Here is a 12,286-nt window from a genome sequence, read left to right on the forward strand (position 1 = left end):
GGATCACCGCCGAAACAAAGGAGAACGCGAATGATCACCACTTCCATCAAGCGCCGCACGCTGCTCGGAGCCGGCCTTGCCGGTGCCTCCATGCTGGCGATGCCGTCGGTCCTGCGCGCGCAGGACAAGTCGCTGAAGGTTGGCGTCTATGGCGGCTATTTCAAAACCTCGTTCGACAAGAACATCTTCCCGGAATTCACCAAGGCAACCGGTATTGCCGTCGAATCGATCGCCGAGCCGACCGGTGAAGCCTGGCTCGTCCAGCTCGAACAGGCCGCCCGCGCCGGCCAGGCTCCGGCTGACGTCTCGATGATGTCGCAGGTGGCGATGCTGAAGGGACAGTCCACCGAACTCTGGACCCCGCTCGACACCGCCAAGATGAAGAACGCGTCGAACCTGCTCGATCGCTTCGTCAACAAGTATCCGGATGGCCGCATCGCCGGCATCGGTGCCGTTTCCTGGTACATCACGCTCGTCACCAACACCGACGTCTACAAGGAAGCGCCGACTTCCTGGTCAGCCTTCTGGGATCCGGCAAATGCCGACAAGCTCGGCCTGCTGGCGCTCGTTTCCAACTCGTTCCTGCTCGAAGTGACGGCCAAGACCTTCATGGGCGGCACCAATGCGCTCGACACGGAAGAGGGTCTGCTAAAGGCCTTCGACAAGCTGGCCGAAGTCAAGCCGAACGTTCGCCTCTGGTACCGCGACGAAGCGCAGTTCGAGCAGTCGCTGAAGTCGGGCGAAATCCCGATGGGCCAGTACTATCACGACGTGACCGGCCTTGCGGCTGCCGACGGCCATCCGGTCCGTTCCACCTTCCCGAAGGAAGGCGGCATCCAGGATTCCGGTTGCTGGGCGCTGTCGCGCGCCTCGCAGAAGTCGGAGGAAGCCCATATCTTCATCGACTACATGTGCCAGCCCTCGATCCAGGCGACGTTGTCGCGGAAAGTCGGAACGTCGCCGACCGTCAAGCGCGAGGTCACGGATCTGACCGATAAGGAATTCGCAGCCGTTTCGTCGGATATCGAGCCGATCATTCCGCGCTACGATCTCTACCAGACCAAGTCGGATTGGCTGAACCAGAAGTGGACCGAGCTGATCGTCGGCTGATCCCGACTGCTCTCCGCTTGCCGGGGAGCGCCAAAGCGTAACGACGGGGAGGGGCCTTCAGCCGCTCCCCGCCTGAACCCCTCCCATGAGGCGGAGGGGCCTTTCCCGCGGAGAAACAATGTCCGGACTTGCCCTTCAAAACGTCGTCAAGGAATTCGGAGCCTTCAGGGCCGTCAACAATGTCGACCTGACCGTGCCGCATGGCACCTTCGTCTGCATGCTCGGACCATCAGGCTGCGGCAAGACCACGCTGCTGCGCATGATCGCCGGTCTCGATCTGCCGACCGGCGGGGCGATCCGGCTCGACGGCGAGGACATCACCCGGGTGCCGACGCACAAGCGCAATCTCGGCATGGTGTTCCAGTCGCTGGCACTGTTTCCGCACCTGACCGTCGGCGAGAACATCGCCTATCCCTTGCGCATCCGCGGTGCGGCAAAAGAAGACCAGAAGAAGCGCGTCGACGAACTCCTGTCGATGATCCATCTCTCCGGCTATGCCGACCGGCCGGTCGGCAAACTGTCCGGCGGCCAGCGCCAGCGCGTGGCGATTGCCCGCGCCCTGTCGATCTCGCCGAAACTGTTCCTGCTCGACGAACCGCTTTCGGCACTCGACGCGAAGCTGCGCGAGGCGATGCAGGTAGAACTGCGCCAGTTGCAGCAGAAGCTGGGCATCACCACCATCGTCGTTACCCACGACCAGCGCGAAGCGATGACCATGGCCGACACCGTCGTCGTCATGAGCGGCGGCGAGATCCGCCAGGCCGCGTCGCCGATCGAAATCTATCGCCGCCCCGCCGACAGCTTCGTCGCCGACTTCATCGGCCAGACCAACCTGCTCGACGTTCAGGGCGACAGTTCCGGCCGTGCCGTGGTGCTCGGCCAGGCGATCCCCGGCCTCGCGCTCCCGAACGGTGCCGCCAAGGGCACGCTGTCGGTGCGGCCGGAAGACGTGCAACTGACCGCGCCCGGCGCCGGCGCACTCACCGGCAAGGTCACCTTCGTGCGTGACCTCGGCGGCACGATCGAAACCTTCGTCGATATCGCCGGCCACCAGATCGTCGCCGTCTCGACGCCGCGCGCCCGGCCCGACGTTTCCGTCGGCCAGGAGGTCGGCATCGCGCTCACTCCGGATGTCTGCGTGGTGCTGAAGAAATGAGACGCGAACCGCCCCAAACCCTTGGCGACTACCTGCCGCTCCTCTTTCCGGCGGCCATGCTGACAATCTTCTTCGTCGTACCCTTCGGCACGATGATCGCCGTCAGCTTCTTCCAGCGCCAGCAGGGCGGCTTCTATACGCCGGCCTTCGTCTTCGACAATTACGCCCGCTTCCTCTCGGTCTTTTTCGGCGGCGTGCTCGGCTTTTCGCTGATGCTCGCCGTCATCGTGGCGATCTGCTGCGTCGTGCTCGCCTTGCCCTTCACCTACATGCTGACGCGCATGGCGCGGAAGGTACAGGTCGTGTGGCTGGTGGCGCTCCTGTCGATCCTGTCGCTCTCGGAAGTCATCATCGGCTTTGCCTGGTCGACGCTGTTTTCGCGCACTGCCGGGATCACCAACATTCTCGTCGCGCTCGGGGTCATGGCGGAGGCCAAGGCGTTGACGCCGAGCTTCGGCGCGGTTCTGACCGGCATGGTCTACCAGGCATTCCCCTATACGGTTCTGGTGCTCTTTCCGGCGCTCGTGCGTCTCGACCCCACCTTAACCGAGGCTGCCAGAACGCTTGGGGCCTCGCCTCTCAAAGCCTTCTTCACCGTGGTCGTGCCGGCGCTGCGCAACACCATTACGGCCACGTTGATCATGGTGTTCATCTTCGCGCTCGGCTCCTATCTGTTGCCGCAGCTTCTCGGCCGGCCGCAGCATTGGACGCTGTCGGTGCTGATCACCGACCAGGCGATCTACCAGTCCAACATGCCGTTCGCCGCTGCCATGGCCGTCTTCCTCGTGCTCGTCACGCTCGGGCTGGTGGCGCTCACCGTGATTGCCGGACGCAAGGGAGAAGCGGCATGACCTCGATCTTCCGCAAGGCCTACTTCTTCCTGATCGGCCTGTTCCTGTCGCTGCCGCTGATCGTCGTTGCCGGCGTTTCGGTGAACGAGAAGCAGACGCTCGCCTTTCCGCCACAGGGCTTTTCGCTCTCCTGGTACGGTGAGATCTTCCTCAATCCGGAATGGCGCAATGCGCTCTTCGCCTCGGTGACGCTGGCAGTGCTTTCGGCAGCGCTTGCGGTTGCGATTGCGCTGCCGCTCTCCTGGTTCCTGTGGCGGCGCATAGCCCCCTGGGCGAACATCTTCCAGCTCCTGGGCGTGGCACCGTTCACGCTACCGCCGGTCATCACCGCGCTCGGCATGCTCACCTTCTGGGCGACCGTCGGTTTCTATGGCCAGCCCTGGACGGCCGTCGTCAGCCACGCGATCTTCTTCGTGACGCTGCCGCTGGTCACGCTGTCGCTCGGCTTTACCTCGATCGATCGTTCTCTCGTCGAGGCTGCCTCGACCATGGGCGCCGATGAACGCACGATCTTCCGCACCGTCGTGCTGCCGCTGATCCTGCCCTATATCGTATCGGGCTACGCTTTCGCCTTCGTGCTGTCGCTCAACGAGTATATCGTTGCCTACATGACGGTCGGCTTCACGGTGGAGACGCTGCCGATCAAGATCTTCAATGCGCTGCGCTACGGCTATACGCCGACCATGGCCTCGGTGACGGTTCTCTTCGTCACGACCGCCGCGGTGATCTTCAGCCTCGTCGCCCGTTTCGGCGACCTGCCGAAGCTGCTGGGCGCCATGTCGTCGGATGGAAAATGATGAAGCTCGCTGCCCTCCAGATGCAATCGGCGGCGGGTGACGTCGCCGCCAATCTCGACCGCATTGCCCGTGCCGCGGCGGAAGCCGCGGCCCAAGGGGCGACACTGCTTTTGACGCCCGAGCTCGGCGTCACCGGCTATGGCGCCGGAGAAGCGCTGACGGCGCTTGCCGAAGCGGCTGACGGTGCGATCGTTCAACGCCTCAAGGCGATCTCGGCGGAAACCGGCATTGCGCTCATCGCTGGCTTTGCCGAGCGCGACGGCAGCGACGTCTATAACAGCGCCGTCTATGTCGATGGCGATGCCGCACCGGTCGTCTACCGCAAGTCTCACCTCTACGGCGACTATGAGCGTTCGATCTTCCGCGCGCCGGAGCCGTCGACGCGGCTCTTCACACATCGTGGCGTCACCTGCGGCATGCTGATCTGCTACGATGTCGAGTTTCCGGAAAACGTCCGGCGCCTGGCGCTTGCCGGGGCGCAAGCCGTTCTGGTGCCGACGGCGCTGCCGGCGGGTTGGTCCGGCGATTTCATCGCCGAGCACATGATTCAGACGCGCGCCTTCGAGAACCAGGTGTTCGTCGCCTACGTCAACCATTGTGGTTCGGACCCGCTGTTCTCCTTTGCCGGGCTGTCGCGCATTGCAGCACCCGACGGGCAGCTGCTCGCCAAAGCGGGATCGGGGCAGGAGGCCGTGCTCCTCGTCGACATCGACCCCAAGACCTACGCAATCTCCCGACTTGAAAACACCTATCTCGGCGATCTCAATCGTCGCTGAGCGGGCGCCGATTGCAGTTGCGTCTCAACGACGACAGCGCTGACGGGTCGTTTGTTGTTCACCTGAGGAGAACGTTCTGTTCTCTATTGGTCCACTGTCGGAAACGATAGGACATCCCATATGGTGCTCAACAGCAATGCCAACGCATTGGAGGCAATCATGAGCTTGCAACTGACTGGGATCCATCACCTGACGGCGATCACCGCCAACGCACCGGAAAACCTGCGCTTCTACACCGAAGTGCTGGGGCTGCGGCTGGTCAAAAAGACCGTCAACCAGGACGACACAACTGCCTACCACCTCTTCTATGCCGACGGGCGCGCAACGCCCGGAACGGACCTGACGTTCTTCGACTGGCCGGTCGGGCCGCAAGGGCGCGGCACGCACAGCATCTCGCGCACGGGCCTTCGGGTCGGTAGCGCCGAAACCGTTAGCTGGTGGAAGGACCGCTTCGACCAACTCAAGGTCACGGCAGGTGATGTCGTCGCGATCGACGGTCGCACCTCGCTTGATTTCGAGGATGGAGAAGGCCAGCGTTTCCGGTTGGTCGAGGACGGCGAGCATCAGCCCTCGCACCCCTGGGAAAAGAGCCCGGTTCCGGCCGGGCACCAGATCAAGGGGCTCGGACCGATCACCATCAGCGTGCCGGACATAACCAACACCGAGCTCGTCCTCACGCATGTGATGAACATGAGCAAGGCCCGGACCTATGCGTCGCCGGATGGCGAAGGCGAGGTTCATGTCTTCACCATGGGGGAGGGCGGTCCTGCGGCCGAACTGCATGTCGCGGTTCAGCCGGGTCTGCCGATTGCCCGGCAGGGCGCCGGTGCCGTGCATCACGTCGCTTTCCGGGCGCCTGACAATGCGGCGCTGACGGAGTGGACGGAACGGCTCAACGGCTTCCGCCTGCCGTCGAGCGGCGAGGTCGAGCGCTACTACTTCCGTTCGCTCTACTTCCGCGAGCCGAATGGCGTTCTCTTTGAGATCGCCACCGACGGTCCCGGTTTCGCCGTCGACGAACCGATGGAGACGCTTGGCGAAAGCCTGTCGCTGCCACCGTTCCTTGAGTCGAAGCGCGCCCAGATCGAGGCACGGCTGAAGCCGCTCGTCTAACGGTCTGATCCGATCGAAAAGCCGGGGTTCGTCCCGGCTTTTTTGTCTCTATCCCCCTGATCCCGTTGGACATCGGTTTCGTGCGGACCCATCATCACCGCTGTTGCGTTATCTCTATCGATCGCATGCCGCCTCGCTATTCGAGGCGCGCCCGCACGGACTTGGAGTAGGAAGGACCAGATCCCATGACGAAAATCCTCGGAATTTCCGGGAGCCTGCGCAAGGCGTCGTTCAACACCGGCCTGATGCGCGCGGCTGCGGAAAATCTGCCTGACGGTGTCGCGTTCGACGCCGCGACGCTGCACGGGATCCCGCTCTATGACGGCGATGTCGAAAAGGAGAGCGGCATTCCTGATGCCGTGACGGTGCTGAAGCAGAAGGTGATGGCCGCCGACGGCGTCATCCTGTTCACGCCGGAATACAACAACTCCATCCCCGGCGTGTTCAAGAACGCGATCGACTGGATGAGCCGGCCTTCCGCCGATATCGCCAAGGTGTTTCGCGGCCGGCCCTTCGCGCTTGCCGGTAGCTCGCCCGGCAATTTCGGCACCATCCTCAGCCAGAACGCCTGGCTGCCGATCATGCGCACGCTCGGCGCCGAACTCTGGTCCGGCAAGCGGCTGATGCTGCCCAAGGCGGATACGCTTTTCGATGAGGCGGGGACGCTGACCGATGCCGATGCTCGCGACCGGCTCGTCGCCTTCGTCAAGGCATTTGCCGATTTTGCCGGCGCAGAGGGAGCGCGGTAGGCTGCGAATACTCTGGCGCTGGGGCTTCCTCGCCATCGCGGATACCGGTGGGTACGAATGCTCGGGCAAAGCCCGAGCATGAGGGAGCGAAAGTTTTTCGCTTTCCGAAAGCGTTCGCCGAATGGCCTGAGGAACCCTTAGAGTCCCTTGTCCTGCAGCCATCGCTGGATAGCCTCGATATCCGGCGCACCGATCTCGTGACCCATATCGAGTTCGACCGAGGTCAGGTCCGTACCAGTGCGGGCGAGTTCTTTCTTGAGGCGTGGAGCGAAGTCGCCATAGCTGTCGTGCTTGCCGGTCAAGAGCAGCACCTTCGTACCCGAAAGATCCGGCGGCGGCACGTCGTCAAGCACGAGCATCGAGCGCATCAGCACGACATTTCGGATGAGTCCCGGATGCAGGAGCATCAGCGCCACCAGCAGGTTGGCGCCGTTGGAGTAGCCGATGAAGACGGTCTTCTCGAGATCGATGCGGTAGCCGTCGCGCGCGCCTTCGACGAAGGCAGCGAAGGCTTCGGCTTCCGAGCGCACATCCTTCTGGTCGAAGGTGGTCGGTGAATAGCGGCGGAACCAGCGCGGCGTTCCTTCCTCGTTCGATCGGCCACGAATGCCGACGAGCGTCGCTTCACGGTCGACCTTATGCGCGAGGTAGAGGAGCTGGGTCTCGTTGGCGCCGCTCCCGTGCAGCAGCATGAAGGTGCGGTCATCGAGCACGTCAGGGTGATAGAAGCGGTGCACGAAGGGCAGGTCGCGCTCAGTCAGCCGCGGTTCTCCCGGCAGCGCGAACTGCGGCATGGCGAGCAGCATTTCTTCGCGCGCGGCGCTGAAATGCGCGGGCACGAAAAGCTCGGTGCCGAGCGTTTCCTTGGGTTCGTCGACGGTGAAGCCGGGAACGTCGCTGGCCAGCTCGTAGAGCGACCCACCGGGTTCGCGGACGTAGAGCGAATAGAAATATTTGCGGTCATGCGCGTTGATTGCGCCGGCACCGTCGCGCTTCAGGTCGTCGTGCACCCGCTCGACGGCCGAGCGGTCGGGAGCGCGAAAAGCGATGTGATCGATCGTTCCGGTTCCGGGCGCCGACGTCCAGAAACCGGTCGCATTGCGCACGTCGATGGTATCGCCGGAGGTGGAGGTGAGCCGCCGGATCGCATCGGTTGCGCCGGTTTCCGTGTAGCCGAAATGGGACGTCAGGAAGCGAACGGATTCCTCCGGCTTTTCGGTGAGGATCGTGGCGCCGCGCAGGCGGCGGATCGCGTCTTCAGCGGGGATATCGCGCGTACTCCAGGGGGGTGCACCCGAAACCGCCTCGGTGCCGACGAGCTTGACGATGACACCGTCCGGATCCTTGAGCCGCAGCACCGGCTCGCCGAATTCCTGCGCCGGCCCTGATGTGGCGATGTTGAACTGCAGCGCGCGGGTCAGCCAAAAGCCGATGCTTTCAGGCCGGATGGCAAAGGCGATCTCGCTCGGCTGGCCATGGCCGACACGACCGCGACCGCCGTCCTCCCACATCAGGAAGGTCACGAGCGAACCCGGCGACCCCTCGGCGTCGCCGTAGAAGAGGTGCAGCTGGTTGGCGTCCTCATAGCCGCCCGTCCGCTTAACGAGGCGCATGCCGAGGAAGCCGACATAGAAGTCGACGTTTGCCTGGACTTTCCGGGCAATCAGGGTGATGTGGTGGATGCCGCTCGTCATTCTTTAGTCCCTCATGATCGTCGTCCCACAAAACACGATGTGCCCCGCGAGCACCAGAAGCGTCGCCGAGAACGCAGTGTCAACGCAGGAGGATCAATCGCGATCCTTGTCGAGGAACGCCTTGAAAGCCTCTCCGTATTTCGGATGCCAGCGCGACAGCGGCGGCCGGTTCTCGACGATGTCGCCGGCGGCCCAGAGGATGCGCCGTTCGTCGGTGGCGCGGGGCACGTCGTTATCCGGGCAGAGAATGTAGAAATCGCCGCGCGCCAGGCTCTCCATCATGAAGTCGACCGTCTGTTCCGACGTCCAGGCGCCGGCCGGTTTTTCCGTGCGGCCGCCAGCCGTCAGCCCTGTGTAGACGAAACCGGGGATCAGCAGGTGCGCATGGACCTGGCTTCCGGCCGTGTTGCGCAGTTCGTGCTCCAGCGCCTCGGTAAAGACCTTCACGCCCGCCTTGGAGACGTTGTAGGCCGGGTCACCTGGCGGCGTGGTGATGCCCTGTTTCGAGCCGGTGTTGATGATGACGGCCGCCTTGCCATGGGCGATCATCCGGGATGCAAAGACGCGCGAACCGTTGATCACGCCCCAGAGATTGACACCGAGCGTCGCCTCCCAGGCGGCCAGGGGGCCAAGGATCGCGCTGCCGGGCTGGATGCCGGCATTGTTCATGAGCACATGCACGTCGCCGAGTTGCCGATGCACCTCCCGTTCGAGTGCTTCGAGCGCGTCGAGCCGCGAAACGTCGGTTGCAATCGCCGTGACGTGCTGCGCCCCGCCCGGGGCGGCGGCTGCGACGTCGCTGGCAGCCTTATCCAGTTTCTCGCCTGCGAGGTCGGTGAGCACGACGCGCATGCCGAGCGTCGCGAAGTGCCGGGCGGCGGCAAGGCCGATGCCGGACGCAGCACCGGTAACGACGGCGACATTGCCGGGGGCGAAGGCAGGATGGGACATGGCGAAGCTCCTGTGGCGGGGTCGAGTGCCAAGAGATAGGGCGCCAAGAGCAGGCTGTCCATGAGCATGTCGGCGGGGACGCTTCGGAAAACCAAGTGTTTTCAGGGTTGTATCTTGCCACCTGCGATGCCGGCGCTACTTGAAGTTTTGGGCGCCAACGCCCGAGCGAACGCATGTGGTGGATGGAACGATGAACGAAATGACAGCCCGCAACGAAAAGCGCACCCCTTGCGAAAGCTGTCCCTTGCGCAAGCTCGATCATTTTCGCGCCTTTACCGGCGAAGAACTGGCCTTCGTTTCGCAGTTCAAGACCGGTGAACTGGCAGTCGACGGCGGCGCGACGATTCTTGTCGAAGGCGCGCACAGCGCCCACCTCTTCACCGTGCTTTCCGGCTGGGGCTTCCGCTACAAGATGCTCGATGACGGTCGCCGCCAGATCCTCAATTATGTGATGCCCGGCGACCTGATCGGCCTGCAGGGCAGCCTGATGGGTGAGATGCAGCATTCGATCGAAGCACTGTCGCCCGTTACCCTTTGCGTCTTCGAGCGCGGCAAGCTCAACCGTCTGTTCGAGAACTACCCCGAGCTTGCCTATGATCTCACCTGGATCGCGGCGCGCGAGGAGCGCATTCTGGACGAAAACCTCTTGAGCATCGGCCGCCGATCCGCGCTGGAGCGAGCCGCCTATCTCATCGCCTTCCTCTATCAGCGGGCGGAGGTGCTCGATCTCTTCAGCAACAGCCGCGTCGCCATTCCGATCAGCCAGCAGCACGTGGCCGACACGCTCGGCCTTTCGATCGTTCACACCAACAAGACGCTGAAGAAGCTCGCCGAACGCGGCCTGATCCGCTGGGCGGAGAAGGGCTGCAATGTCCGCGATATCGATGGGCTTCTGGCGATTTCCGGCTGGGAAGGGCTGCGCGAGCCGAAGCGGCCGTTCATCTGACGCGCCCCGTCATATGCGATCGATGCGGCGCTTTGGCCGCATCGACTTCAAAGTGCGCGCCTGTCAGGCGGCGATGATCGCCCGCAGCATCCACAACGCCTTTTCGTGGAAATCGAGACGATCGGTCAGCATGTCCGTCGTGACGAGGTCGCTGTTCTCGTCGGCCTTGGTGCCGGCGTCGCGTATGCGCCGCGCCGCGGCTTCGTGATCGGTGATAAGGTCGGCCACCATCTCCGCCGCCGTCGTGTGGTTGACCGAGGCGGCGCTGGGGGCAAAGGTTTTTGCTTCGGCAAGCTTTGCCGGCGCGAGGTGCCCAAGGGCGCGGATGCGCTCGGCAATGATGTCGGTTGCCTTGAACAGCGCGTTGTAGTGCTCTTCGGTCAGTTCGTGCAGTGGCTTGAACAGGGGCCCGACCACGTTCCAGTGGTAGATGTGGCTCTTGATGACCAGCTTGTAGGTATCGGCGAGGATATCGGAAAGCGCCGTCGCCATCTGCTGGCGATAGGCTTTCGTCAGGCCGATGTCGAATTCTTCGTCCCTGACCTCGGGTTTCAGCACGGCGGCAGTCTGTTTCATTCTCCTGCTCCAGTTCTGTCTTCGGAAATGTCGAGCGGTTTGCGGCCGGGGGCCACGTCGCATGAGTTGAACGCCGCGACGAAAGGGTTGTTCCCGATCCCGTCTCGACGCTTCACATGTCTTTTTTAAATGCGAGGTCGGGCCATTGGGGCCTAAGCTCAGTCGTTGCCGTTGCCTCAGTGGAGGTTCCGGGACTCCGGACGGCATTCCGCCTGGAAATGCGCCTGCAGCGACGATGACTGCCGTCGCTGTACGTGAAAAATGGAGTGCATTGACATGGCCGAGCTTCCGCCGTCCGTCCGGACGGTCCTCGTTCTCGAGGACAACTTCATCATCGCCATGGACGTCGAGGAAATCCTCGCCTCGCTCGGGATCCTGCAGGTTACGATCGCCGGAAATGCGAACCAGGCATTGGAGCTGCTGACGCTCCAGGCCTTCGATTTCGCGATCCTCGACGTCAACCTTGGCGATCACACGAGTTTCGTGGTTGCCGATGCCATGCTTGCCCGCGGCATGCCGTTCGGCTTCACCAGCGGCTACGGCGACGCCGAGCATTTCCCGACCTATCTCAGGCATGTTCCGCGGATCGACAAACCGTTCAACGAGAAATCGATCGGCCAGCTGATCGCCGCCGCGATCCAGCCAAGAAACGTTTAGGTATCCAGTCCGGTCAAGGCTTGCCGCGCGACACGAACCAGGGATTGGCGAAGTCGCTGTCGTCCTTCTGGTTGCGCTTGCCGTAGGTGAGCGGCGTGCCGTCCATCGTCAACGTTTCGCCGCCGGCCGCTCGAAGGATCGCGTCGCCCGCGGCGGTGTCCCATTCCATCGTCCGGCTGAAGCGCGGATAGACGTCGGCCAAACCCTCGGCGAGCAGGCAGAATTTCAAGGACGAGCCGACGGTCCGGTAGTCGGCGATGCCGTGTTTTTCGAGGTAGTCGATCGTCTCGGCGCTGTTGTGCCAGCGGCTAGCGAGCCCCACCATGCGATCTCCGCAGCTGCGGCAGCCGATGATCGTTTCCTCGGTCAGGCGAAAGCTGCCGTCGATAACCGACTTTACCGCCTTGCCGTGGTGCGCTGCATAGAGGATGCCAAGCGCCGGCGCATAAACGACGCCCGCGACCGGCGCGCCGTTTTCGATCAAGGCGATGTTGACGGTGAAGTCGTCGTTGCGGCTGATGAATTCCTTGGTGCCGTCGAGCGGATCGACAAGAAAGAACGACGTGCCGGACGTCTCCGGCACGAAACCGGCGGACACCGCTTCCTCGGCGACCACGGGAATGTCCGGAAAGGCTGCGGCGAGATCCGCCAGGATGATGCGTTCGGCCGTCGTATCGGCATCGGTGACCGGCGAGCAGTCGGGCTTGTGGGTGACCTCCGGCCCGGCATTGTAGATGTCGAGAATGGCCCGACCCGCCGCTATCGCCGATTGTTGCAGTATCTCCAGCATTCGCCCTGTCTTTCGGTCCGTCATCAGGCCCATAGCATATTGAGAGGAAGAATATAGCCATGCTTTTGACATGGCAGGCGGCTCTTTACGCGTGGCCGCAGCCGATCTGCAGGGCAGGCT

At 63.1% G+C, this 12,286-nt stretch carries 13 protein-coding genes; 9 read left to right on the forward strand and 4 right to left on the reverse strand.

The features are described from left to right. The first annotated feature begins 30 nt into the window (after nucleotides 1-30). The 7 genes from JVX98_RS26470 to JVX98_RS26500 all read left to right on the forward strand — a co-directional run bounded on the left by JVX98_RS26470 (nucleotide 31) and on the right by JVX98_RS26500 (nucleotide 6,552). Complete coding sequence (locus JVX98_RS26470) at nucleotides 31-1,110, forward strand: PotD/PotF family extracellular solute-binding protein (RefSeq protein WP_205237987.1); 1,080 nt, start codon at nucleotides 31-33, stop codon at nucleotides 1,108-1,110. Between the two features lie 118 nt (nucleotides 1,111-1,228). Next, a complete protein-coding gene (locus JVX98_RS26475) occupies nucleotides 1,229-2,266 on the forward strand; it encodes an ABC transporter ATP-binding protein (protein WP_205237988.1) in 1,038 nt (345 codons plus the stop codon). Next, entirely contained in the window at nucleotides 2,263-3,117 is an 855-nt protein-coding gene (locus JVX98_RS26480; protein ID WP_192447091.1) for an ABC transporter permease, read from the forward strand. Before JVX98_RS26475 ends, JVX98_RS26480 begins: the two co-directional genes overlap by 4 nt. After that, the gene (locus JVX98_RS26485) at nucleotides 3,114-3,914 is read left to right on the forward strand and encodes an ABC transporter permease (RefSeq protein ID WP_043611279.1); all 801 of its coding nucleotides are present in this window, start codon (nucleotides 3,114-3,116) and stop codon (nucleotides 3,912-3,914) included. The genes JVX98_RS26480 and JVX98_RS26485 overlap by 4 nt, the downstream gene beginning before the upstream one ends. Next, on the forward strand, nucleotides 3,911-4,690 hold the full coding sequence (locus tag JVX98_RS26490; RefSeq protein WP_205237989.1) for a carbon-nitrogen hydrolase family protein: 780 nt from the start codon (nucleotides 3,911-3,913) through the stop codon (nucleotides 4,688-4,690). The genes JVX98_RS26485 and JVX98_RS26490 overlap by 4 nt, the downstream gene beginning before the upstream one ends. A gap of 159 nt (nucleotides 4,691-4,849) precedes the next feature. Next, nucleotides 4,850-5,803, forward strand: coding sequence for a ring-cleaving dioxygenase (locus JVX98_RS26495; protein ID WP_205237990.1), 954 nt, complete (start codon nucleotides 4,850-4,852; stop codon nucleotides 5,801-5,803). A gap of 185 nt (nucleotides 5,804-5,988) precedes the next feature. Then, on the forward strand, nucleotides 5,989-6,552 hold the full coding sequence (locus JVX98_RS26500; RefSeq protein ID WP_205237991.1) for an NADPH-dependent FMN reductase: 564 nt from the start codon (nucleotides 5,989-5,991) through the stop codon (nucleotides 6,550-6,552). Nucleotides 6,553-6,689: 137 nt separating this feature from the next. Here JVX98_RS26500 and JVX98_RS26505 read toward each other — a convergent pair whose 3' ends face one another. Further along, complete coding sequence (locus JVX98_RS26505; RefSeq protein ID WP_205237992.1) at nucleotides 6,690-8,246, reverse strand: VOC family protein; 1,557 nt, start codon at nucleotides 8,244-8,246, stop codon at nucleotides 6,690-6,692. 93 nt (nucleotides 8,247-8,339) lie between these two features. Then, nucleotides 8,340-9,197 (reverse strand): SDR family NAD(P)-dependent oxidoreductase, encoded by an 858-nt coding sequence (locus JVX98_RS26510; protein WP_192447086.1) that lies wholly within the window; start codon nucleotides 9,195-9,197, stop codon nucleotides 8,340-8,342. A gap of 190 nt (nucleotides 9,198-9,387) precedes the next feature. Between JVX98_RS26510 and JVX98_RS26515 the strand changes: the two genes are divergently transcribed. Beyond that, complete coding sequence (locus JVX98_RS26515; RefSeq protein WP_043611289.1) at nucleotides 9,388-10,143, forward strand: Crp/Fnr family transcriptional regulator; 756 nt, start codon at nucleotides 9,388-9,390, stop codon at nucleotides 10,141-10,143. A 63-nt stretch (nucleotides 10,144-10,206) separates the two neighbouring features. Here JVX98_RS26515 and JVX98_RS26520 read toward each other — a convergent pair whose 3' ends face one another. Then, nucleotides 10,207-10,719 (reverse strand): Dps family protein, encoded by a 513-nt coding sequence (locus tag JVX98_RS26520; protein ID WP_192447085.1) that lies wholly within the window; start codon nucleotides 10,717-10,719, stop codon nucleotides 10,207-10,209. 270 nt (nucleotides 10,720-10,989) lie between these two features. Here JVX98_RS26520 and JVX98_RS26525 point away from each other — a divergent pair, with 270 nt between their 5' ends. Beyond that, nucleotides 10,990-11,376: a response regulator gene (locus tag JVX98_RS26525; RefSeq protein ID WP_192447217.1), complete on the forward strand. Its 387-nt coding sequence runs from the start codon at nucleotides 10,990-10,992 to the stop codon at nucleotides 11,374-11,376. A gap of 13 nt (nucleotides 11,377-11,389) precedes the next feature. Here JVX98_RS26525 and cysQ read toward each other — a convergent pair whose 3' ends face one another. Continuing rightward, on the reverse strand, nucleotides 11,390-12,166 hold the full coding sequence (gene cysQ, locus JVX98_RS26530; RefSeq protein ID WP_205237993.1) for a 3'(2'),5'-bisphosphate nucleotidase CysQ: 777 nt from the start codon (nucleotides 12,164-12,166) through the stop codon (nucleotides 11,390-11,392). Nucleotides 12,167-12,286 lie beyond the last annotated feature (120 nt).

The sequence above is a fragment of the Ensifer sp. PDNC004 genome, from assembly GCF_016919405.1.
In the GTDB taxonomy this organism is placed as follows: Bacteria; Pseudomonadota; Alphaproteobacteria; order Rhizobiales; family Rhizobiaceae; genus Ensifer.

Coding starts and splice junctions, on each gene's coding strand:
- JVX98_RS26470 (WP_205237987.1), top strand. CDS start 31: ATGATCACCACTTCCATCAAGCGCCGCACGCTGCTCGGAGCCGGCCTT.
- JVX98_RS26475 (WP_205237988.1), top strand. CDS start 1,229: ATGTCCGGACTTGCCCTTCAAAACGTCGTCAAGGAATTCGGAGCCTTC.
- JVX98_RS26480 (WP_192447091.1), top strand. CDS start 2,263: ATGAGACGCGAACCGCCCCAAACCCTTGGCGACTACCTGCCGCTCCTC.
- JVX98_RS26485 (WP_043611279.1), top strand. CDS start 3,114: ATGACCTCGATCTTCCGCAAGGCCTACTTCTTCCTGATCGGCCTGTTC.
- JVX98_RS26490 (WP_205237989.1), top strand. CDS start 3,911: ATGATGAAGCTCGCTGCCCTCCAGATGCAATCGGCGGCGGGTGACGTC.
- JVX98_RS26495 (WP_205237990.1), top strand. CDS start 4,850: ATGAGCTTGCAACTGACTGGGATCCATCACCTGACGGCGATCACCGCC.
- JVX98_RS26500 (WP_205237991.1), top strand. CDS start 5,989: ATGACGAAAATCCTCGGAATTTCCGGGAGCCTGCGCAAGGCGTCGTTC.
- JVX98_RS26505 (WP_205237992.1), bottom strand. CDS start 8,246: ATGACGAGCGGCATCCACCACATCACCCTGATTGCCCGGAAAGTCCAG.
- JVX98_RS26510 (WP_192447086.1), bottom strand. CDS start 9,197: ATGTCCCATCCTGCCTTCGCCCCCGGCAATGTCGCCGTCGTTACCGGT.
- JVX98_RS26515 (WP_043611289.1), top strand. CDS start 9,388: ATGAACGAAATGACAGCCCGCAACGAAAAGCGCACCCCTTGCGAAAGC.
- JVX98_RS26520 (WP_192447085.1), bottom strand. CDS start 10,719: ATGAAACAGACTGCCGCCGTGCTGAAACCCGAGGTCAGGGACGAAGAA.
- cysQ (WP_205237993.1), bottom strand. CDS start 12,166: ATGCTGGAGATACTGCAACAATCGGCGATAGCGGCGGGTCGGGCCATT.